This window comes from Curtobacterium sp. MCPF17_047 (genome assembly GCF_003234045.1).
In the GTDB taxonomy this organism is placed as follows: Bacteria; Actinomycetota; Actinomycetes; order Actinomycetales; family Microbacteriaceae; genus Curtobacterium.
This window is the reverse complement of sequence record NZ_QKSF01000006.1, coordinates 132,336-153,911: the sequence shown is the minus strand read 5'-3', so window position 1 is coordinate 153,911 and position 21,576 is coordinate 132,336. Positions and strand designations below refer to the sequence as shown.

Sequence of the window (21,576 nt, the reverse complement as noted above, 5' to 3'; positions counted from 1 at the left end):
CGTCACACTGTCCCCATGACCGACGTCCAGCCGCGCTCCGACGCTGCCGCCCCGACCGTCCACGACGACCTCGCCGACGCGTCCGTCGCGCTCGTCCGACAGTGGCTCGCGGAGGCCGAGACGTACCCCGTCGACGGCTCCGCGAAGCAGCTCGCCGGCGTCCTCGCCGACCCGAAGGGCCTCGCCTTCGCCGTCGGCTTCGTGGACGGCGTCGTCCGCCCCGAGGACCTCGCCGTCGCGGCCCGCAAGCTCCGCGCCATCGCGCCGGACGCACCTGGGTTCCTGCCCGCCGCGCTCCGCGGACTGGTGCGCCTCGGTGGCGGACTGGCACCGAGCCTCCCGACCGTCGTCGTGCCGATCGCCCGACGGGTGCTGCGGAACATGGTCGGCCACCTCATCGTCGACGCGACCGACGCGAAGCTCGGCCCCGCGATCGCGGGGATCAAGCAGGACGGCGTCCGCCTCAACGTGAACCTTCTCGGCGAAGCCGTGCTCGGCGAACGCGAAGCCGCACGGCGTCTCGCCGGCACCCACGCGCTCCTCAGCCGTGACGACGTCGACTACGTCTCGATCAAGGTCTCCTCGACGGTCCATCCGCACTCGCCATGGGCGTTCGACCACGCCGTCGACGACATCGTCGAGCAGCTCCGCCCGCTGTTCGAGCGCGCCGCAGCGGCATCGCCGAGGAAGTTCATCAACCTCGACATGGAGGAGTACAAGGACCTCGACCTCACCATCGCGGTCTTCACGAAGCTCCTCGACGAGCCGCAGTTCGCCGACCTCGAAGCGGGGATCGTGCTGCAGGCCTACCTGCCCGACGCGCTCGCCGCCATGGAGCACCTGCAGGAGTGGTCCGCCGCCCGTCGTGCCCGAGGGGGAGCCGACATCAAGGTCCGCCTGGTCAAGGGCGCGAACCTGCCGATGGAGCAGGTCGAGGCGTCGGTGCACGGGTGGCCGCTCGCGACCTGGCACACCAAGCAGGACTCGGACACGAACTACAAGCGCGTGCTCGACTGGGCGCTGACGCCCGAGCGCATCGCGAACGTCCGGGTCGGCGTCGCCGGGCACAACCTGTTCGACGTCGCGCACGCCTGGCTGCTGGCCGGGCAGCGCGGAGTCCGGGACGGCATCGAGTTCGAGATGCTCCTCGGCATGGCGCAGGGGCAGGCCGCCGCGGTGAAGAAGACCGTCGGTTCGCTGCTGCTCTACACGCCGGTCGTGCACCCGGGGGAGTTCGACGTCGCGATCGCCTACTTGATCCGCCGTCTCGAAGAGGGCGCGTCGCAGGACAACTTCATGTCCGCGGTGTTCTCGCTCGCGTCCTCCCCGACGCTCTTCGCCCGCGAGGAAGCCCGCTTCCGCGACTCGCTGGCACCGCTCGCCCTGCCCGGCGGACTCGACGCCCCGGCACCGCACCGCGTCGCGGACCGGTACGCCGCCGTCGACCGCCCGGCGCCCGGCCACTTCGAGAACACGCCCGACAGTGACCCGTCCGTCGGATCGGTCCGCGAGTGGGGCGCCGGCATCACCGCCCGTATCGCCTCGTCGACGCTCGGGGTCTCGGCCGTCCGGGAGGCCCGGATCACCTCCGCCTCGACCCTCGAGTCCGCCCTGCGGCGCGTCCGTGACGCCGGCACCACGTGGGGCTCGTGGTCGGGCGCAGCCCGCGGTGCCGTCCTGCACGCCGTCGGTGACGCCTTGGAGGCGAACCGCGCCGCCCTCATCGAGGTGATGGCGTCGGAGACCGGCAAGACCATCGACCAGGCCGACCCGGAGGTGTCCGAGGCGATCGACTTCGCGCACTTCTACGGCGAACTCGCGGCCTCCCTCGACACCGTCGACGGCGCCTCCTTCACCCCGGCCGCACTGACGCTGGTCACCCCGCCGTGGAACTTCCCCGTGGCGATCCCGGCCGGGTCGACGCTGGCCGCGCTGGCAGCCGGGTCCGCGGTCGTCCTGAAGCCCGCGCCGCCCGCCGCCCGCAGCGGTGCCGTCCTGGCGTCGGTGATCGAGACCGCCCTCGACGCGCACGGCGCTCCCGCCGACGTGCTGGCGTTCCTCGACGTCGAAGAGTCCTCGCTCGGCAAGGCCCTCATCGCGTCGCCGCTCGTCGACCGGGTGATCCTGACCGGTGCGTACGAGACCGCCGAGCTGTTCCGGTCGTTCCGTCAGGACCTGCCGCTGCTCGCCGAGACCTCGGGGAAGAACGCCGTCATCGTCACGCCATCGGCGGACCTCGACCTGGCCGTCAAGGACGTCGTCGCCTCGGCCTTCGGACACGCGGGGCAGAAGTGCTCGGCCGCGTCGCTCGTCGTCATGGTCGGGTCGGTCGCCAAGTCCAAGCGCTTCCGCAACCAGCTGCTCGACGCGGTGTCGTCGCTGACCGTCGGGTACCCGAGCGACCCGACGACGCAGATGGGGCCGATCATCGAACCGGCGTCCGGCAAGCTGCTCGACGGTCTCACGACGCTCGGCGCGGGGGAGTCGTGGGCGGTCGAGCCGAAGCAGCTCGACGACTCCGGCAAGCTCTGGAGCCCGGGTGTCCGGCAGGGCGTCCGGCGGGGCTCGGACTACCACCGCACCGAGTACTTCGGCCCGATCCTCGGCGTCATGACCGCCGAGACCCTGGACGAAGCCATCGACATCGTCAACGAGGTCGACTACGGCCTGACCTCGGGTCTGCACTCCCTGGACCCGGGCGAGATCGGCACGTGGCTCAGCCGGATCCAGGCGGGCAACCTCTACGTGAACCGCAGCATCACCGGTGCGATCGTCCGCCGCCAGCCCTTCGGCGGGTGGAAGAAGTCCGCAGTCGGCGCGGGCACCAAGGCCGGCGGCGTGAACTACCTGGTCGGCCTCGGCTCGTGGGAGCCCGCCGTCGCCCGCGCTGGCTCGACGCCGTCGTCGGACGTGTCCGCCTTCGTCCGGGCGACCGGTGTGGCGTCCGAGTCGGTCGACCGTGCGATCGCGTCCGACGAGCTCGCGTGGACCTCGGAGTTCGGGACCGCGGCCGATGTGTCCGCACTCTCCGCCGAGCGCAACGTCTTCCGGTACCTGCCGTTCCCGGGCGTCCACGTCCGCCTGGCCTCGCCTGCCGAGGGTGAGTCGGACGTCGACAGCCTCGTACGGGTCGTCGCCGCGGCGCTCCGTGCGGGCACCTCCGTCCAGGTCTCCACGGCCGCCGCGCTCCCGGAAGCGGTGGCCACCGCGCTCCGCGGGCTCCCGCTCGTCGAGTCCGTGCGGCAGACCGAGTCGGACGAGACGTTCGCCGCCCGGATCGCTGCCGGCCCGTCCACGCGTGTCCGACTCATCGCCGGGGACGCTGCTGCCCTGGCGGTCGGGACGAACGGACGCCCGGACATCGCGGTGTACGCCGAGCCGGTGACCGAGGCCGGGCGGATCGAGATGCTGCCGTTCCTCCGCGAGCAGGCGGTGTCCATCACGGCGCATCGGTTCGGCACGCCGAACCACCTGTCCGACGACCTCATCTGACGACTACTGTCGCCGACGGGCAGCGCGCGTAGCCGATCGACGCCGGCCTCGGAGCGCTCCGGGGTCGGTGTCGCTACAACGGGTGCATGTGTGAGTCAGCGCAGTGCCCGGTGTGCGGGAAGTCCACCTGGACCGGATGTGGCGAGCACGTGCGTGAGGTCCTCCGGGGCGTCCGCCGTCGTGACCGCTGCACCGGTCACGGTGTGCCGCGGTACCTCCTCGAGGAGAACGGCTTCCGGTAGCGGGCGGTCGGCTGTCCGGTCGCTCCGCCCGTTCACCGGGTGGGACGCAGGATGTACTCGAACGTCGTACGTGCCCGCTCGGGGTCCGGGGTCTCGCCCGAGATCAAGTCCGCGTAGGTGAACGACTCCGAGACACGCACGAGCAGCCGTCCGAGTTCCTCGGGGGAGAGCGGTGCCGGGTCGAACGCGCCGGCGTGCTGCTCGGTGGCGATCAGGGAGGCGACGACCGCCACGAACCGCCGCTGGACGTCACTGTCCGTCGTCGTGAGCAGGCGCAGTGCACGAGCGGGCTCCCGGGTCAGGAACGCCCGGAAGTACGGCGCCCGGATCAGGTCCGCCGTGAACCGGTCGAGGACGTCGACGATCCGCGCTGCTCCCGATGCAGCTGCGGCACGGCCGGCGGCGTCGAGCGTGGGGACGGCGAGCGACCAGAGGATCTCCGAGAGCAGCTGGTCGCGGTTGCCGACCCAGCGGAACAGCGAGGTGCGGTCGACCCCGAGCGATGACGCGAGCGCCCCCATGTCGATACGGGCGCCGTCGATGAAGCTGTGGCGCGCGGCACGGAACGCACGCTGGGAGTCGGGGTGGGCCTCCAGTCGGGCGGCGAGGGCACTCGGGACGAGGGCCGAGCCGAGCGCGCCGAGTGCTAGCCTGCTCACGGTTCCCCCCGAGTCGTCGTACCCGTCTTGCAACGTTTTCGAGAATGATGCATCGTTGGGGTCATGTCAACGACGGCTGCGCAGACGCCCCTGCTGGAATCCGACTTCTACCGGTTCCAGGAGCAGCTGACCGACCAGGAACGCGCCTCCCTCGGGAAGCTCCGCGAGTACCTCGAGCGCGACGTCGCACCCATCGCCGACGACTACTGGGCCCGCGCCGAGTTCCCGAAGCAGGTCATCGCACCGCTCGCCGAGCTCGGCATGTACGGCCCCGGGGTCCCACTGGTCCGCCAGTTCGAGAACTCCGCCGTCTACCGCGGCTGGGCGGCACTCGAACTCGGCCGTGTCGACGCCGGCGTCGCGACCTTCATCGGGGTGCAGTCCGGCCTGGCCATGAACTCCATCGCGGTCGCGGGCAGCGACGAGCAGCAGCGCGAGTGGCTGCCCCGGATGGCCTCCGGCGAGATCGTCGGCGCCTTCGGCCTGACCGAGCCGCTGTCCGGCAGTGACTCCGCCCGCGGTCTGCGGACCACCGCCCGTCACGAGGGCGACACCTGGGTGCTCAACGGCGCGAAGCGGTGGATCGGCAACGCCACGTTCGCCGACGTCGTCGTGATCTGGGCGAAGGACGTCGCCGACGGTCAGGTGAAGGGCTTCCTCGTGACCTCGGACACCCCGGGCTTCACCGCGACGAAGATCGAGGACAAGATCGCCCTCCGCTCGGTGCAGAACGCCGACATCACACTCGAGGACGTCCGCGTCCCCGAAGCCCGCCGACTGCAGCACGCCGACTCGTTCCGGTCGACCGCGACGGTGCTCCGCCTGACCCGCACCGAGGTGGCGTGGCAGGCCGTCGGCATCTCGGTCGGTGCCTACGAGGCGGCACTGCGCTACGCCCGCGAGCGTGTGCAGTTCGGCAAGCCGATCGCCTCGCACCAGCTCATCCAGGACCTGCTCGTGAAGTCCCTCGCCAACATCACCGCGTCGATCGCCCTCTGCACGCAGGCGTCGGCCCTGCAGGACCAGGGACTGGGCGGCGACGAGCACTCCGCGATGGCGAAGGCCTTCGCCACCGCCCGGATGCGCGAGACGGTCGGCTGGTGCCGCGAGGTGCAGGGCGGCAACGGCATCGTCCTCGAGAAGGGTGTGGCCCGGTTCTTCGCGGACGCCGAGGCCATCTACTCGTACGAGGGCACCCGTGAGGTCAACACGCTCATCGTCGGTCGCGCCGTGACGGGTCAGGCCGCGTTCGTCTGACCCGTCACCGCTTCACGCCCAGAACGACGCGACCCGCTCCGCGACCTGCTCCGCCTGGGCCCGCCCGGCCTCCGCCGAGGGCCGCTGCGTCGACAGCGCCAACGAGTTCGTCCCGAAGGCCCGGATCGACGCCTCGTCGGCGACCAGGACCTCCACCTGCGACCCGGCGTCGCGGAGGGCTGCGACGGACCGGTCGAGCCACGGCCCGAGCGGCGACGGCCCCTCCGGGCTGCACGCGATCACCAGGACCCGCTCGTACCCGGCGGCCACGTCGGCGTTCGTCGCCGACCGCACCCCACCGTCGACGTACGGGTGCCCGTCGATGCGCACGGGTGACCAGACGATCGGCACCGAGCAGCTCGCCGCGACCGCACGCTCCAGCGGCACGCCGTCCTCGGCGCGGAACACCCGGAAGGACCCGTCCACCGCGTCGACCGTCGTCACCGCGTAGGGCTTCTCCGGCCACTCGGCATCGGGCAGCGTCTGCCGGAAGGTGGCCACGCGCTCGTCGTCGCTCTGGCCGGTGGTGACCTCCTGGGCCGCAGCACCGACCCGCGCACGGGCGTCCTGCTCGGACGTGGCGCCCTGCATCGCGGCGGCGAACCGCTGCTCGACCGCGGTCACGTCCACGGCCGCCGGCTCCTCGTACGTCGTCGGCAGGGGGCTCGACTGCTGCTCGTAGGCCGTCTGCACCGCGCCGGCGCGGAGGAACGTCCCCACGACACTCCCTGCACTCGTCCCGACCACCAGGTCCGCGGAGCCGAGATCGACCCCGGCGTCCTCGAGCGCGGACAGGACGCCGAGCTCCCAGGCGATGCCGGCGACCCCACCGCCTCCGAGGACGATCGCGCGTGTTCCGGGCGTGGGCGTGGGCTGTGCAACATCGGTCATGCCTCCTGCATACCAAGTCCGGCGATGAACGCGCACCACGTCCGCTCGGCGGACCCGACCACGACCCGGACGGGAGGCACGGATCACCCCCGCCCCGCGCCTCCCGTCCGTCGGTGGTCGGCCCTACCGTGCTCGTGTGGGACAGGGGAACGGACGGCGCGGGCGCGCCGGTGACGTGGTGCTGCCGATCGTGGCGGCGGCGTTGCCGACGGCGGTGTTCCAGGTGCCCAACCTCGTCGGTGTCCCGGTCGAGCGCGTGTGGCTCGTCGTGTCGGCGCTGGCGGTGTTCGTCGCCGTCGTCGTCTGGCAGGTGCTCCGGGCGCGTCGCGGCGCGCGTGCACGGGCCTCGGCGGAGGACACAGGTGCTGCGGCGCTCGCGGCGTACGAGGTGGCGGTGCAGTACGGGTTCGGGCAGATCGCGACCCGGCTGACCCGGTTCGCGACGCACGACCCGGTGACCCGGCGCATCGAACTCGGCGGGTTCGCCGACCGGGCCGCGGCCGCACTGGCGTTCTACCTGCTGCCGCACGTGCCCGACGTCCGGGCGAACGTGTACCTGCTGTCGACGGCGCTCGACGCCCTCGAACCGATCGGGCACGGCGGAGCGGGTGACACCGCGGGCACCTTCCGCGCCGGCACCCCGTACGGCGACCGGAACCTGGAGTGGGTCCTGCAGGGTGGTCCGCCCCGGGTCGTCCCGGACCGGGAGTCCGACGTCGACGCCGAGGACGACGACCCCGAGTTCGCACCCCGCTGGCGGTCCTACGTGGCGGTCGTCGTCCGGTCCGAGGACTACTCGTTCGGCATGCTCACGGTCGACAGTCCCGCGCCGGGTGCGTTCACCGACCTCGACGTGCGGAACGTCGCCGTCATCGCCGAGTACGTGGCGACGGCCTGTGTGCTGGCCTTCCCGCCGGTGCCCGAGGCGGGTGTCGAGCCGCTGTCGGGCACTCGACGTACCCTGACGCCACGACGACGTTCAGTCCGTCCGGCGCGGCCCGGTTCGGCCGCGCGCGGGTGGCGCCCCCGCGGTCCGCCGGCAGCGACGACCAGGACTACGACGACCCGCGCGTCGTCGCGGCGAACCTGCAGCGGGCGACGGCCGCGGCGCGGGCGCAGCTGGCGCGGGCGACCGGTAGGCGCCGGCGGGACTGACCTCCCCAGCACCACGGCGCGGACCGAACGGGCACAACGGAGACCGGTCCGAACCGCGGACCTCCGTGGTTCGAACCGGTCTCCGTTGTGCGGCGCCGAAGCGCACCAGGTGCCGAAGTGCGACTGCGCAGTGGCAGCGCGGCGCCGCGCCAGCGCTACTCCGCCTGGACGTCGATGAGCACCTTGCCCACCGCGTCGCCCTGCACGGCGTCGTGCGCGGCAGCGGTCTCCTCGAGCGGGAAGCGCAGCAGCGGCAGACCCGCTTCCTCGCCGACCGGCAGGACGCCGTCGCGGAGGGCTGCGGTGACGTCCTCGGCAGCGGCCGCGAGGGCCACGTCGCCGATCGTGTAGAGCAGCAGGAACTGGTACCGGGCGTTGATGCCCATGTTCGGCCGCACCGGGATGGATGCTGCGTCCCCACCGTTGTCGGCGTACATCGAGACGACGCCGTGGTTCGCCAGGACGGCCGCGTCGAGGTCGGCGTTCGCGGGGATCGACACCTCGACGACGATGTGCACGCCGTCCGGGGCGATCGCGCGGATCTGGTCGGCGGCGTCGGCGTCGCGGTAGTTCACGGTGTGCTGCGCCCCGGCCGAGGTGGCCAGGGCGGCCTTGTCGTCGGAGCTGGTCGTCGCGATCACGGTCGCGCCGGCCCACCGCGCCAACTGGATGGCGGCGTGCCCGACGGCACCCGCGCCTCCGGCGACGAGGACGGTGCGACCGGACAGGGCGCCGGGGGAGAGGCGGGTGGGGCCGTCCTCGTGCACGGTCAGGGCGCGGTGGGCGGTCATGGCCGGGACGCCGAGCGAGGCGCCGACGTCGAAGGAGACGCCCTCGGGCAGTGGTGCGACGCGGGTGGCGGGCACGACGGTGTACTCCTGCGCGGTGCCGGTCGGGCGGGAGGCCGCGGCCATGAACAGCCAGACGCGGTCGCCGACCGACAGTCCCTCGACCCCGGCGCCCAGGGCGTCGACGATGCCCGCGCCGTCCTGGTTCGGGGTGATCTCGGGGAACGGCAGGCCGTCACCGTAGGTGCCGCCCTGCCGCGCCTTCCAGTCGGTGGGGTTCACCCCGGAGACGACCACGCGGACGCGGACCTCACCGTCGCCGGGCTCGGGGACCGGTCGGTCGGCGAGGGAGAGGACGGAGGACGTGCCGGGCTGGGAGTGGACGATCGATCGCATGCCTCCACGCAACCACCGGCGGGCCGACGCGATTCCAGGAGCGACGGGCTCAGGCCCGCGCGTCGTACCCCGAGCGCGCTTCGGTGACGCCGTCCATGTGGTCGATCGCCCACTGTTCGAGCGGCACGAGCACCGTGCGGAGGGAACGCCCGGTGTCGGTGAGTTCGTACTCCACGTGCGGCGGGATCTCGGGGAACACCGTCCGGGTCACCAGGCCGTCCCGTTCGAGGGCGCGGAGGGTCTGCGTGAGCATCTTCTGCGAGACGCCCTGCACGCGGGTGGCGATGGCGGAGTACCGACGGGGTCCGTCGGCCAGGGCGCCGATCGTCAGGACGCTCCACCGGTCCCCGATCCGGTCCAGCAGCTGTCGGGAGGGGCAGTCCGCCGCGTAGGGGCTGTACTCGAGCGCACTCATGGTGACCTTCCGTGGGGCACGGTGCACGACGCGCCCGGGCAGGGCACGCACCGTGAGGTGCCTGCTTACCGGAAGAGAGTAACACCCGTACAGTGAGTGGCACGGCGCGTCACCGCGTCGGCACCACCACCACGAAGGAGCTCGTATGTCCACCATCGTCGTCTTCGGAGGCACCGGCTACGCCGGCTCCGCCATCGTCCGTGAAGCCCTCTCCCGCGGCCACGAGGTCGTCGCCGTCGCGCGCGACACCTCCAAGCTCGATGCCGCCGAGCACCTCACCCTCGCGCAGGGTGACGCGTTCGACGCCGCCTTCGTGTCCGACGTGACGAAGGGCGCGGACGTCCTCATCGTCTCCCTGCACGCGGTCCAGTCCGACGGCAGTGAGCTCAAGGACCAGTTCCAGCACTTCGTCGACGCAGCCGCCGCCGCGGGTGCACGGCTCGGCATCGTCGGTGGTGCCGGCTCGATGCTCGTCGCCGAGGACGGCCCGGCCCTGTACGACACCCCGGACTTCCCGGACGCGTTCAAGGGCGAGGCGAAGAGCCACGGCCAGATCCTCGAGGCCCTGCGCGCCGGCGACACCTCGGTCGACTGGTTCTACGTCAGCCCCGCCGCGGCCTTCGGCGGCTACAACCCCGGCGAGCGTCGGGGCACGTACCGCACGTCGGACGACGTGCTCCTCACCGACGCCGAGGGCAACTCGGACATCTCGGGCGCCGACTACGCGATCGCGGTCGTCGACGAGATCGAGCAGCCGAAGCACCACCAGGCGCGGTTCGGCGTCGCCTACTGAGCCGACCGGCTCTGCGGGCCCTGCGGGCTCTGCGGGCCCTGCGGGACTCTGCGGAACACCGGTGTTCATCGGTCACGCCGCGCGGAAGCGCGACGCGACGGACGGACACCGGTGTCCGGCGTCGACGACCCGACGGACGGGAGGCGCGTCAGCGGTTGCCGACGATGGCCGGCAGCGGCAGGTGGTGGCGCATGCGCACCTCGAGGTGCAGCCCGCCGCGCCGCGCCAGGACGAGTGCGATGACGGCCGCCGCCGTGGCCGGGACACCGCCGGCGACCATCATCCCGACGTGTGCGCCGAAGTGGTCGACGACCTGGCCCATCAGTGGACCGCCGATGGCCTGGCCGCCGAGCAGCACGAGGACGTAGAGCGCCATCACGCGCCCGCGGATCGCGACGTTCGAGGACAGCTGGACCAGTGAGTTCGACGCCGTCTGGAAGAGCAGCTGCGACAGGCCGACGACGACGAGCAGCACGGTGAACGGCGCGATGGTCGGCGTCGACCCGGCGACGACGAGCAGCACCCCGGTCCAGAACACCCCGCCGACGATCGTGCGGAGCCGCACCACGGCGCGCCGGGTGGAGAGGACGGCGCCGGTCAGCGCACCGACCGCGACGGCGGAGTTGAACAGGCCGTAGCCGCCGGCGCCGACGTCGTAGACCTTCGACGCGAAGGCGGAGAGCAGCACCGGCATCGTCAACGCGAACACCGAGAAGAAGGCCACCAGGATCACCGGCACGATGATCGTCGGCTTCGCGGCGGCGTAGCGGAGGCCCTCGACGAGCTGCCCCTTCGACCGCGGAGCCGACGGGGTGCGGTGCAGTTCGGACACGCGGAGGAACCCGAGCGTCACGACCACCGCGACGCACGCCACCGCGTTGATGCCGAACGACCACCCGGCTCCCACGGCGACGAGCAGGATGCCGGACAGCGCCGGGCCGATCATGCCGCCGAGCTGGAACACCGACGAGTTGACGCTGATGGCGTTCCGCAGGTGCTGGTGTCCGACGATCTCGGTGACGAACACCTGGCGCGCCGGGTTGTCGATGACCGTGACCATGCCGACCAGGAACGCGATCACCCAGATGTGCCACGCCTGCACCACCCCGGCCAGGGTCAGGACCGCGAGCAGCAGGGACAGCACCGCGAACGCGCCCTGCGTGATCATCATCAGCGCGCGCTTCGAGTAGCGGTCGACGAACACCCCGCCGAGGAGCCCGAACAGCAGCATCGGCGCGAACTGGCACGCGACCGTGATGCCCACCTGCGCGACCGACCCGGTGAGCTGCAGCACGAGCCAGTCCTGGGCGATGCGCTGCATCCACCCGGCGGTCATCGCGACGAGGTTCGTGGCGGTGAACAGCCGGAAGTTCGGCACGGACAGGGCGATGAAGGACCGGCGCCACGGTGGGCGGACGGTGCTGATCGGGAGCGGCTCGGTGGGCGGGTGGATGGTCGTCGATGACGATCGCACGGTGCGGGGGACTCCGGCTGTCGAGGGTGGGAACGGTACCCACACGAAACTAATCGATGGCGGCCCATTCGATCCTCCTATGATCGGCATCACTCCATTGCGATGTCGAATGAGGAGCCTCCAGTGCTCGACCCTGTCCTGCTCCAGACCTTCCTGGCCGTCGCCGAGACCGGCAGCTTCACGCAGGCCGGCGTGCAGCTCGGCGTCAGCCAGCCGACGGTGTCCCAGCACGTGCGCCGACTCGAGTCGACCGTGGCGCGGACGCTCGTCGCCCGGGACACCCGCGGCGTCCGCCTGACCGACAACGGTGACGCGATGGCCGGGTTCGCCCGCACGATCCTCGCGGCGCACGCCACCGCGGACGCCTACTTCTCCGGCGTCGCCGCCCGTGGCCGCCTCCGTTTCGGTGCGGCCGACGACCTGGCGATCACGCAACTGCCGCGCATCCTCCGTGACTTCCGGAAGCTGCATCCCCAGGTGGACCTCGAGCTGACGGTCAACCAGTCAGCACCGCTGCTCCGCCGGGTGCACGCCGGCCAGCTCGACCTCGTGTTCATCAAGCGGACCGCGGGGGAGTCCGCCGAGGGCACCCGCGTCGCCTCGGACCAGATGGTCTGGATGGCACAGGACGGCATCGCGCTCGAAGCCGACGACCCGGTCCCGCTGATCGCCTACCAGGCGCCGAGCATCAGCCGGCAGATGGCGATCGACGCGCTCGAGGCGGCGGGCCGCACCTGGCGGATCACTTGCAACACCCGTGACGTGAACGGGGTGCTGGCAGCCGTCCGTGCCGGGATCGGCGTCGCGGTGTTCCCGCACTCGTTGATCCCCGCCGACCTGGTGAAGGTGTCGCAGCGGCTGTCGTTGCCCGACCTGCCGGCGGTCGACTACGTCCTCATCGCCAACCCGACCGTCCAGCGCGAGCCGATCGAGGCCCTGACCAACGCGATCCTCTCGCGCGGGGTCGTCCGCGCCGTCTGACGAATCAGAGGGGTTGCGTACTCATATGCTGGATGCCAGTATCTCCGTACATCGATCGAGGAGGAATCTTGGCTCCACGCAACGTCCGGACGACCGCCGGTGTCATCGCGCTGTCGGCGCTGCTTGCAGCGTTGACCAATCCGCTTCCAGCAACCGCCGATGGCGTGGTGAGCAACGAAACCGAAGCCATGACGATCGTTGACTTCGACCCGCAGATCGCCGAGCAGAACGGGTACCGGATCGAGAGGAGCGCTGCTGGTGCCCTGATCTCCGTCCCCGTGAGCGCCGAAGCCATCGCGGAGCAGCGTCGAACAGGCGCGGGACGGAACACCGTGTCCGGCAACTGCGGGACCGCGACGCTGACCATCACGAAGAACAAGGCGCGACAGGGCATCAACATCCAGACGAGCTACGTGGTGAAGGGAACCAGCCTCGGACATCACTGGGGTGTGACCGGAGCGACCGGTGTCGGGAAGGTGTACACAGAGCCCTTCTCGGGCCTCACGACGGGCTCACATTGGAGTGCGACGCACTTCAAGAGCGTCTACGGGTGGAGTTCGGGATTCGGTCAGATCGATGTCGGGTCGTTCGCGACGCTGTCCAACGGAGCGATCTGCCACGCGGGACGAGCAACCAGCAACTGGGGATGACCTCGAGACGGAGACTGACGCGAAGCCGGAGAAAGGAGGCGACTCGTGCAAGCGGATGATCTCGGGGACTCATCGATCTGGCCACCGGAGATGCTCCTCACCGAGGAGCGGCGGGAGCACACGTTGTGCATGCTCCTCTTCCTCGCGTCTGCCTCGGGAAGCGCAGTGGGAGTCGAGCGCGGGAGCTGGCTCGCGGCCTGGTCCTCGTCGATCGCTGCACTCGCGACGCGCCCCGACACATGGGCGGAGGACTTCGAACTCCTGCGGCAGACGAGTTCGTGGCGCCAGCAACTCGCAGAGCACCTGGGGAGCGCCGTCCTCGACGAGGACGTCCACGACGCGTACGACGCGTGGCTCGAGGCTGCGTCGCCGGACGATGCTGACGTCAGCTATGACGACCGGGTGCTCGGCGACCTCGTCGCCGCGTGGGCCGTCGGCTTGCGCAACCTGGTCGTCGTGCCGACGTCGGAGACGATGGCCGTGCGGCTCTCGGCGTCGACGCTCCTGCTGTCGATGCCGGTGCGGACCGATGTCGAGCGCTTCCGGTCCGCGCTCCGGACGTTCACGATGCCAGCGCCCACAGCCTGACCGCCCGACGGCGAACGGTCGAGGTCAGGGCGCGATCGCCGGGACGGTCCCGGTGCCGGTGATGTCGGGCAGCGGGGCGCCGAGCGCCGAGGCCACCGCCCACAGCAGCACGAGGGTGCCGACCGAGCCGAGCACCGCGCCCAGCAGGGCGACCGGCCGCTGCCACGTGGTCAGCGGGTTCCGCATCGTCACGACGGACACCAGGACCGCGAGCAGGCCGAGGACCACACCGACCGCGTGCACGGTCGCCGGAGCGGTGAACCACCACGCCGCGAGCCCGATCGTCCCGAGGCCGGCCACGGCGCCGAGGACGGCACCCGGGGTCGGTCCGAGTGACCGTCCGGCACGTGCCATGGCCGGCTGGGCGACGGACAAGAGGCTCGCCGCACCCTCCGTCGTGGCGGTCGCGACGGCCGCGACCTCGGCGGGCGCGGGGAGCGGGACCGCGGTCGAGCGACGCTTCGGCGGCTCCTCGACGCTCCGGCGGGAGCGGAAGGGACGGCGGCCGGGGGTGCCGCGCCCGCGAGCGTTCCGGTGTTCCCGGGCCGGAGTCGGCTCGACGGGCGGAGCGGTGTCGTCGGCAGCGCTGCGGCCCGCGGCGGTGGCCTGGGCATCGGTCGGGGTGACGGACGGCAGGACCGGGGCGAGCGGCGGGACGGCCGGCGCACCGACGACCGCAGACGGGCCGCCGAGGACGGTGGCCGTCGTCGGGGCCGGAGCGCCGATGAGGGCGTCGAACGTCGGGGGAGCCGTCACGGCGGGCGGGACGACCCGGGCCTGCTGTCGAGCGAAGCGTGCGGGGGTGCGGTACCCGATCGGGCCGACGGGCTCGGGCTCGCCGCCCTCGACGACGACGTGCTCGAGGCCGGGCACCGAGAACCGCGGCTGACCCGCTGCGGGCACGACGGGGATCACCGGCGCCGGCGGCGTGGTCGGCACAGGCGCTGACCAGGCCGTGGCGTCGGCGTGTGGGCCCGGCGTCCCGAGCGTGGTGCGGCCGGCCCCGACGGACGGCGAGAGCGCCTCGGGGGCGGCGGGCGAGCCGGCCTGCGGCGTGTACCAGTTGGCGGGCTCACCGGGCGGGTCGGCGACGACGGGGCCGAGCGGCGGGCGCTGGACCTCCGGGGCGACGGGGGGAGCACCGGCGGGCCGGCTCCCGACGGCGTGGGCTCCGACGACGGGAGGCACGGGCAACGCCATCCCCGCGGCCACAGCGGCGTCGCGGCGTCCGGACGACGCGTGCTGGCCGGCGCCGTGGCGGCCGACGGCGGAGCTGCCCGCGGCGGCGGTGGTGACGGTCACGCCACCGCCGGCGGCGCCGACCGCGGACGCGCCGACGAAGCGTGCGCCGGAGAGCGGAGCGAAGGGGATCGTGTCGACGTTCGGGGACGTCGGGGCCGGCGGCAACAGCTCCTGCGCCGGCGGGTAGTCGGGGGCGACCGCGTTCGGGTCCAGGACCGGCGGGGCGGTGGTGTGGTGCGCCTCCAGGCCGACGGCGGGGACCGTGCCGACGGCAGGGACAGTACCGATCACGGGGACTGTGTCGATCGCGGGGACTGTGCCGACAGCGGGGATCGTGGCGACAGCGGGGATCGCGGCGACGGCGGGGACTGCGCCAGCGCTCGCCCCGGTCAGCGCGGCTTCCGCAGGACGGGCGTCCTCCGGCGGAGCGGTGACCCATGCAGGTACCGCCCGGCGGGGTCGCTCGGACTCGGGCATGCGATGAGACGCCACGGCCGCTGTTCCTCTCCCTGGATTGATCCATCGTCAGTTCTACTCGGGAGGAACAGCGGCCGAGAGCCCCAGTCAGAGGGGGTCGAGCACGCGGTGCGTCGACGTCACATGTCGCGGTAGCGCTTCGCGCTCGCGAGTGCCTCGCGGAGCTCGTCGGCGTTCATGCGCGGGCCGTAACCGGGGGTGTCCCGCTGGATGCGCCATCCCTCGGCGAGCGGCCCGGCGTCGACGGTGTCGAAACCGAACTGGTCGATCAGGTCGGCGACGGTGTGCTTGGCGGCGTCGTCGTCACCAGCGATCACGAGGGCGCGACGGTCCGGGGTGCCGGCGGCGGTGGCGTGCTCGGTGAGGTGGTCCGCGCCGATGTGGTTGAAGGCCTTGACGACGTGCGCACCGACCAGGTGGTCCTGCAGCATCTCGGCCGTGGTGGTGGTCTCCTCGTCGAGGGCCGCGATCTGGCCGTCGCGCTGCGGGTAGTAGTTGTCCGTGTCGATGACGACCTTGCCGACGAGCGGCTCGACGGGGATCGTCTCGATCGCGCCGAGCGGCACGGTGACGACGACGATCTCGCCCCGGGTGGCGGCGTCCTCGCGGGTGCCGGCGGTGGCGTGCTCACCGAGCTCGCTGACGAGGTCGGTGAGGGTCTCCGGCCCGCGCGAGTTCGCGATCACGACCTGGTGGCCGTGCTGCACGGCCAGGCGTGCGAGCTGGGATCCGATGTTGCCTGCTCCGATGATTCCGATGGTGGTCATGCTCCGTGCAACACGGTGACCCGGTGGTCATTCCGTCGGTGTGCTCCGCTGCGCGTGTCTGGCGTTCCTCGGCGTGCGGCGACACCGGACCCTGAGCGGCGGTGCAGGATGGCGGCATGACACACGAGTTCCGGAACGAGGCCGACCGAGACCGGTACGCCATGTACGTCGACGGGACCCTGGTGAGCGTGCTCGACTACCGCGTCAACGGTGACGCGATCGCCTTCCCGCACACGTACACGGTGCCCGCGCACCGCGGTCACGGGTACGCGGGCGAGCTCGTGGAGCACGCCGTGTCCGACGTCGAGACGACGTCGACGAAGCGCATCGTCCCGATGTGCTGGTTCGTCAGCCAGTGGTTCGACGAGCACCCCGACAAGAACGACCTCCTCAGCCGCGGCGTCGCGGACTGACCCCACCGAGAGACCCGCCATGCCCCGCATCGTCCCCTTCCTCTGGTTCGACGACCAGGCCCAGCACGCCACCGAGTACTACACGGAGCTGTTCCCCGACTCACGCATCGACGGGATCGGGCGCGCGCCGGACGGGTCCGTGCTCGTGGTCGAGTTCACCCTGATGGGGCAGCCGTACCGGGCCATGAACGGCGGCCCCGGGCATCCGTTCACCGACGCGCTCTCGCTGCAGGTCGACGTGGACACGCAGGAGGAGCTCGACCGCATCTGGGACGCCCTGATCGCCGAAGGCGGGCACCCGGTCGCGTGCGGCTGGTTGGTCGACCGCTGGGGCCTGTCGTGGCAGGTCACCCCGTCGATGATGGGCGAGCTGATGGCAGCCGGCGGCGACCACGCGGCTGCCGGCCGGGTGTACGAGGCGATGCGGGGCATGGTCAAGCTCGACATCGCCGCACTCCGGGCCGCAGGCGCGCCGGCCTGAGCCCCGACCGTCGGCAGCCGGTCACATGTCCCCTCTTCGATGGACACCCGGTTGTCGTTGGTCGACACTGTCGGCGGAGGGACCCGCGTCAGTGATGCGGGGACCGACGCGCAGCACCGCGCCCTGACCAGGGGCGACCGACCTCCGGCCGACGCCGGACGACAGACTGGAACACCATGGCCGACCCGAGGGGCCCCGAGATCCGTGAAGCGGACATCGGACGGGCGTACACCGAGCTCTCCCGCATCACCCGCCGCGCGAGCGTCCGTGCGCGCGGCACCGACGACGTGCTCAGCATCGTGGACCAGTCGCTCGTCGACTTCGTCGTGCAGCACCCGGGGTGCATGGCGATCGACATCGCCCGCTACCTGCGCCTGAACCGGTCGACGATCTCCCGGCAGCTGTCGGGTCTGCTCGTCGCGGGCCTGGTCCGCACGGTCGACGGCGGTTCCGGCAACGCCAAGCCGCTCGAGGCGACCGACGCCGGCCGCCTCGCGCTCGCCCGGTCCGTGCAACTGCACCGGGACGCCCTGGTCGAACGCCTGGCCGACTGGTCCGACGACGACGTGGCCCTGCTCGCCGGCATGCTCGAACGACTCGGTGCCGCGGACGAGGTCGCTCTGCCGATGCCGGCCCGCGCACCCGACGAGTGACGGCGACGCCGTGAGCACCTCGCTCGTCCTGCTGTCGGACACCCACCTGCCCAAGCGGGCGAAGGACCTGCCACCCGAGCTCTGGGCGGACATCGACGCCGCCGACCTGGTCGTGCACGCCGGTGACTGGGTGGACCTGGCGACCGTCGACCTGCTCGAGGCCCGAGCCCGCGAGCTGCTGGCGGTCCGTGGCAACAACGACCTCGGCTTCGAGGAGCGCCTGCCCCTGGTCGCCGCCCGTCGCGTCGAGTCACTGCGCTTCGCGGTCGTGCACGAGACCGGGGCGGCGACCGGTCGCGAGCGTCGAGCCCAGTCGGACCACCCGGACGTCGACGTGCTGGTGTTCGGGCACTCGCACATCCCGTGGGACTCCACCGCGCCGAACGGGATGCGCCTGCTCAACCCCGGCTCACCGACGGACCGCCGCCGGCAGCCCGACCACACCTGGATGCGCTGCGAGGTCGACGGATCGGAGATCCGGGTCACCCTGGTCCGCCGCGCCCCCGGCGCGAACGGCATCCGACTCATCGCCTCGCCGGAAGCGTCCTGACCCAGCCGTTCGACCACTCGACCGGGAGGCCCGCCCCACCTCCGTCAGACCGGCTCGCCCGGCTGCTCCCCGTGGCCCGGCTGTTCTGGCTTGCCCGGCTGTCCTGGCTCGCCCAGGTGTTCCGGCATCCGGAAGAACGCGAGCTCCTGCGCCACCGACTGCCGGAAGGCGCGCGCCATCCGCCCGCGCAGCGCGGGGTCGGCCCGCCGGGCGAGCTCCTCGACGAGCTCCGTGGCCCGCGCGCTGGACGCTGCGAACCCGGGGTCCCCGTAGGCCGTGATCCAGTCCGCGAACGGGTGCCCGACCGGCGCCGTGCCGAGCCGTTCCCCGACCCAGGCGTAGACCCGGAAGCACGGGAGCACCGCCGCAGCGAGCACCGAGACGTCCCCGGAGTCGACGCTCTGCCGTGCCGCGTCGGCGAGGTGCGCGAGGTACCCGGCGCACACGGGGTGCACGGGGTCGTCCGCGTGCGACCCGGCGAGCCGACGGTGGTGCAGGTCGCGGGCCTCCGCGGCGCAGCCCTCGCTGGCGGTCGTCCAGAACGCGGCGGCGTCCCCGGTCGACCCGGCGGCGACCGCGGCGAGGTGCTGCTCGTACGCTCGGAGGTAGTGCACGTCCTGCGCCAGGTAGCCGGCGAAGACCTCGGGGTCGAGGGTGCCGTCGGCCAGGCCCCGGAGGAACCGGCAGTCCAGCGTCTCGTCGAGCACCTCGGCCGCATCGGCCCACCAGGCCTCGGTCAGCCGCGGTGTCGGGAGTGCCGAGCGCACGAGGGCGTTGTGGTCGATCGGTCCGTGGCCCTGCCCGACCCGCAGGGCATCGGCGCCGCGGAGGGCCGCGGTCAACCAGGTCTTCGCCGCCCCGACCGCCAGCTCCCAGTCGCCGTGCCGGGCGACGAGCGTGGCGACCGCACTCGACAGCGAGCACCCGGTGCCGTGGGTGTTCGTCGTCGCGACCCGCGGCCCGCGGAAGACCCGGACGCTGCCGTCGGGGGAGACCAGTGCGTCGTCCGAGGACGGACCGTCGTCGTGACCGCCCTTCGCGAGCACCCGGACGTCCCACCGTCGGGCGACGGCGCGAGCGGCCTCGATCCCCTCGGTCGTCCGGGCGTCAGCGAGCTGGGCGAGGACCCGCAGCTCGTCCCGGTTCGGGGTGACCAGGTCGGCCAGGGCGAACAGCTCGGTCATGGCCGACTCGGCGTCCGCGTCGAGCAGGCGGTCGCCGCTCGTCGCCACCATCACCGGATCGACGACCACCCACGCCGGTCGGTGCTCGCGGAGCCAGTCGACGACGACCCGCACCACCTCGGCCGTGCCGAGCATGCCGGTCTTCACCGCGTCGACGGTGACGTCGTCCGACACCGCGTCGAGCTGCTGCCGGAGGAACACGGTGTCGGGGACGTGCACCGACCGGACCCCGAGCGTGTTCTGCGCGACCAGGGCCGTGACGACCGCCATGCCGTACCCGTCCTGGGCCGCGATCGACTTGAGGTCCGCCTGCACCCCGGCGCCACCCGTCGGATCGGTGCCGGCGATGCTCAGCACCCGCGGCAGCGGGGACGCCGCTCTGCCCGTCTGCCCGCTCACCGCACCGCTCCGTCCCACGCGGCCACGAACGCCGCAGCGGCAGCGCCCGGATCGGGTGCCGCGCAGATCCCCGACACGACGGCGACCCCCGCGGCGCCCGCCTGCCGGAGCGGCCCCACGTCGTCGAGCGTCACCCCGCCGATGCCCACGCACGGCACCGTCGTCGTGGCCGCGAGCCGCCCGAACCCGGCGACCCCGAGCGCCGGCGGGTGGTCCGGCTTCGTGCTCGTCGGGTGCACCACACCGACCCCGAGCAGGTCCACCGAACCCGTGGGCATCGTCGCGACCTCGACCAGGTGCCGTGTCGTGTTCGCCGTCAACCCGACGTGGGCGTCCGGACCGAGCAGTGCTCGGGCGGCGCTCGCCGGGACGTCCGACTGGCCGAGGTGCACGCCGGCGACCCGGTGCCCGGCGTGCCGTGCGGCCAGGGCGACGTCGAGCCGGTCGTCCACGACCACCAGTGCCCGGTCGCCCACGGCGTCGGCTACCGCGGTCGTCAGTGCCAGGAGGTCCCGCGCCGAAGCGGTCTTGTCACGCACCTGCACGATCCGGACTCCCGCGCCCACCGCTGCCCGGACCACGCCGAGCACCCCGTGCCCGTGCCGAGCAGCCAGGGCGGTGTCGGTCACCAGGTAGACCCCGAACCGGTCCCTACCGGGCATCAGGCGGCACCGCCGATGGAGCGACCGGGGACCGCAGCCGACGTGTCGGCGGTGATCCGGGCCTCCCGGACGACGTCCTCCGGTGTCAGTGCGGCGAGCCGGTCGAGGAACAGCGGCTGGAAGGTACCGGGGCCGCCGGCCTCCCGCGCCGCCAGCTCCGCCGCGATCGTGTGCACCGCCGTCGCCGCGACGGCCGCGTCGAGCGGACGTCCCGGAGCCACCGCGGCGAACGCCGCGACGACCGCGCCGAGGGCGCACCCACCGCCGGTGATCCGGGTGAGGAGTTCCGTCCCGTTCGCCACGCGCACCAGCCCGGTCGGCGCCACCAGCAGGTCGACCGGCCCGGACACCGCCACGGCCCCGACGGTCTCGTCCCGGACGGCGGTCACCGCAGCGTCGCGGGCGTCCTCCGTCCCGACGATGCTGTCGACCCCGCGACCGCCGGCCGAGGCGCCGAGGACCGCGAGCACCTCCGACGCGTTCCCCCGGAGGACCGTCGGCCGGAATGCGAGGAGGTCCCGCGCCAGGGCCGTCCGGACCGGCAACGACCCGACGGCCACCGGGTCGAGGACCCACGGCGTCCCCGCGACCACCGCGGCGGCCGCGGCCTCGAGCGACGCGGCGTACGGTTCGGCGTGCGGCGTGCCGGTGTTGACGAGCAGTCCGTCCGCGACGCCGGCGAACGGCCCCGCCTCGGTCGGCACGTCGACCATCGCGGCCGACGCCCCCAGCGCGAGCAGCACGTTCGCGGTGACGTTCTGCACCACCGTGTTCGTGATGCACTGCACCAGCGGCGCCCGCGTGCGGACGGCCTCCAGCAGTTCGGCGGTCAGGTGGGCCCAGTCAGTCGTGGGCGCAGCGTTCTCCATGGACGATCCCTTCGCGAGTACGAGCTCGAGCAGGTTCGACGGGTGTGATCTCAGCCGCTCGGATGCGGCACCCCGTGTCTCGGACAACACCGTACACG

General features: G+C 72.5%; 21 protein-coding genes and 1 riboswitch. Of the genes, 11 read left to right on the top strand and 10 right to left on the bottom strand.

Going from position 1 to position 21,576, the window contains the following annotated elements:
* Window positions 1-15 precede the first annotated feature (15 nt).
* Window positions 16-3,492: a proline dehydrogenase family protein gene (locus DEJ33_RS08150; RefSeq protein WP_111194685.1), complete on the top strand. Its 3,477-nt coding sequence runs from the start codon at window positions 16-18 to the stop codon at window positions 3,490-3,492.
* A 274-nt stretch (window positions 3,493-3,766) separates the two neighbouring features.
* Here DEJ33_RS08150 and DEJ33_RS08145 read toward each other — a convergent pair whose 3' ends face one another.
* A complete protein-coding gene (locus DEJ33_RS08145) occupies window positions 3,767-4,393 on the bottom strand; it encodes a QsdR family transcriptional regulator (RefSeq protein ID WP_181437276.1) in 627 nt (208 codons plus the stop codon).
* A gap of 63 nt (window positions 4,394-4,456) precedes the next feature.
* Between DEJ33_RS08145 and DEJ33_RS08140 the strand changes: the two genes are divergently transcribed.
* Window positions 4,457-5,650, top strand: a complete 1,194-nt coding sequence (locus DEJ33_RS08140) for an acyl-CoA dehydrogenase family protein (protein WP_111194684.1) — start codon at window positions 4,457-4,459, stop codon at window positions 5,648-5,650.
* Between the two features lie 12 nt (window positions 5,651-5,662).
* On the opposite strand, the gene DEJ33_RS08135 is transcribed toward DEJ33_RS08140, so the two are convergent.
* Entirely contained in the window at window positions 5,663-6,541 is an 879-nt protein-coding gene (locus tag DEJ33_RS08135; RefSeq protein ID WP_111194683.1) for a patatin-like phospholipase family protein, read from the bottom strand.
* Window positions 6,542-6,677: 136 nt separating this feature from the next.
* On the opposite strand from DEJ33_RS08135, the gene DEJ33_RS08130 reads away from it, so the two are divergent.
* Entirely contained in the window at window positions 6,678-7,874 is a 1,197-nt protein-coding gene (locus DEJ33_RS08130; RefSeq protein WP_146242564.1) for a GAF domain-containing protein, read from the top strand.
* Here DEJ33_RS08130 and DEJ33_RS08125 read toward each other — a convergent pair.
* The gene (locus DEJ33_RS08125) at window positions 7,852-8,880 is read right to left on the bottom strand and encodes an NADPH:quinone reductase (RefSeq protein ID WP_111194681.1); all 1,029 of its coding nucleotides are present in this window, start codon (window positions 8,878-8,880) and stop codon (window positions 7,852-7,854) included. The genes DEJ33_RS08130 and DEJ33_RS08125 overlap by 23 nt on opposite strands.
* A 49-nt stretch (window positions 8,881-8,929) precedes the next feature.
* Window positions 8,930-9,295 carry a helix-turn-helix domain-containing protein gene (locus DEJ33_RS08120; protein WP_110903057.1) on the bottom strand — a complete coding sequence of 122 codons (366 nt, stop codon included), beginning with the start codon at window positions 9,293-9,295 and terminating at the stop codon, window positions 8,930-8,932.
* Window positions 9,296-9,440: 145 nt separating this feature from the next.
* On the opposite strand from DEJ33_RS08120, the gene DEJ33_RS08115 reads away from it, so the two are divergent.
* Entirely contained in the window at window positions 9,441-10,088 is a 648-nt protein-coding gene (locus tag DEJ33_RS08115; protein ID WP_111194680.1) for an NAD(P)-dependent oxidoreductase, read from the top strand.
* Between the two features lie 148 nt (window positions 10,089-10,236).
* Here DEJ33_RS08115 and DEJ33_RS08110 read toward each other — a convergent pair whose 3' ends face one another.
* Window positions 10,237-11,562 carry an MFS transporter gene (locus tag DEJ33_RS08110; RefSeq protein ID WP_111194679.1) on the bottom strand — a complete coding sequence of 442 codons (1,326 nt, stop codon included), beginning with the start codon at window positions 11,560-11,562 and terminating at the stop codon, window positions 10,237-10,239.
* Window positions 11,563-11,685: 123 nt separating this feature from the next.
* Between DEJ33_RS08110 and DEJ33_RS08105 the strand changes: the two genes are divergently transcribed.
* The 3 genes from DEJ33_RS08105 to DEJ33_RS08095 all read left to right on the top strand — a co-directional run bounded on the left by DEJ33_RS08105 (window position 11,686) and on the right by DEJ33_RS08095 (window position 13,781).
* Complete coding sequence (locus DEJ33_RS08105; RefSeq protein WP_111077666.1) at window positions 11,686-12,543, top strand: LysR substrate-binding domain-containing protein; 858 nt, start codon at window positions 11,686-11,688, stop codon at window positions 12,541-12,543.
* A 188-nt stretch (window positions 12,544-12,731) separates the two neighbouring features.
* Window positions 12,732-13,193: a hypothetical protein gene (locus tag DEJ33_RS08100; RefSeq protein WP_111194678.1), complete on the top strand. Its 462-nt coding sequence runs from the start codon at window positions 12,732-12,734 to the stop codon at window positions 13,191-13,193.
* A 45-nt stretch (window positions 13,194-13,238) separates the two neighbouring features.
* The gene (locus DEJ33_RS08095) at window positions 13,239-13,781 is read left to right on the top strand and encodes a hypothetical protein (RefSeq protein WP_146242563.1); all 543 of its coding nucleotides are present in this window, start codon (window positions 13,239-13,241) and stop codon (window positions 13,779-13,781) included.
* A 24-nt stretch (window positions 13,782-13,805) separates the two neighbouring features.
* On the opposite strand, the gene DEJ33_RS08090 is transcribed toward DEJ33_RS08095, so the two are convergent.
* Both DEJ33_RS08090 and DEJ33_RS08085 read right to left on the bottom strand, forming a co-directional pair.
* Entirely contained in the window at window positions 13,806-15,314 is a 1,509-nt protein-coding gene (locus DEJ33_RS08090; protein ID WP_146242562.1) for a hypothetical protein, read from the bottom strand.
* A 305-nt stretch (window positions 15,315-15,619) separates the two neighbouring features.
* Window positions 15,620-16,267, bottom strand: coding sequence for an NADPH-dependent F420 reductase (locus DEJ33_RS08085; protein ID WP_111194675.1), 648 nt, complete (start codon window positions 16,265-16,267; stop codon window positions 15,620-15,622).
* 116 nt (window positions 16,268-16,383) lie between these two features.
* Between DEJ33_RS08085 and DEJ33_RS08080 the strand changes: the two genes are divergently transcribed.
* The 4 genes from DEJ33_RS08080 (at window position 16,384) to DEJ33_RS08065 (ending at window position 18,364) form a co-directional block, all read left to right on the top strand.
* Window positions 16,384-16,680, top strand: a complete 297-nt coding sequence (locus tag DEJ33_RS08080) for a GNAT family N-acetyltransferase (RefSeq protein WP_110903063.1) — start codon at window positions 16,384-16,386, stop codon at window positions 16,678-16,680.
* 19 nt (window positions 16,681-16,699) lie between these two features.
* Window positions 16,700-17,161: a VOC family protein gene (locus DEJ33_RS08075; protein WP_111194674.1), complete on the top strand. Its 462-nt coding sequence runs from the start codon at window positions 16,700-16,702 to the stop codon at window positions 17,159-17,161.
* Between the two features lie 176 nt (window positions 17,162-17,337).
* Window positions 17,338-17,814 carry a MarR family winged helix-turn-helix transcriptional regulator gene (locus DEJ33_RS08070; RefSeq protein ID WP_111194673.1) on the top strand — a complete coding sequence of 159 codons (477 nt, stop codon included), beginning with the start codon at window positions 17,338-17,340 and terminating at the stop codon, window positions 17,812-17,814.
* Between the two features lie 10 nt (window positions 17,815-17,824).
* On the top strand, window positions 17,825-18,364 hold the full coding sequence (locus DEJ33_RS08065; RefSeq protein WP_111194672.1) for a metallophosphoesterase: 540 nt from the start codon (window positions 17,825-17,827) through the stop codon (window positions 18,362-18,364).
* Window positions 18,365-18,408: 44 nt separating this feature from the next.
* Here DEJ33_RS08065 and thiD read toward each other — a convergent pair whose 3' ends face one another.
* The 3 genes from thiD to thiM all read right to left on the bottom strand — a co-directional run bounded on the left by thiD (window position 18,409) and on the right by thiM (window position 21,478).
* Complete coding sequence (thiD, locus tag DEJ33_RS08060; protein WP_258378131.1) at window positions 18,409-19,947, bottom strand: bifunctional hydroxymethylpyrimidine kinase/phosphomethylpyrimidine kinase; 1,539 nt, start codon at window positions 19,945-19,947, stop codon at window positions 18,409-18,411.
* Window positions 19,944-20,609: a thiamine phosphate synthase gene (gene thiE, locus DEJ33_RS08055; RefSeq protein WP_111194671.1), complete on the bottom strand. Its 666-nt coding sequence runs from the start codon at window positions 20,607-20,609 to the stop codon at window positions 19,944-19,946. Before thiE ends, thiD begins: the two co-directional genes overlap by 4 nt.
* Window positions 20,609-21,478, bottom strand: a complete 870-nt coding sequence (thiM, locus tag DEJ33_RS08050) for a hydroxyethylthiazole kinase (RefSeq protein WP_111194670.1) — start codon at window positions 21,476-21,478, stop codon at window positions 20,609-20,611. The genes thiE and thiM overlap by 1 nt, the downstream gene beginning before the upstream one ends.
* Window positions 21,467-21,563: riboswitch (TPP riboswitch) on the bottom strand. Its footprint overlaps the gene before it by 12 nt.
* Window positions 21,564-21,576: the final 13 nt, after the last annotated feature.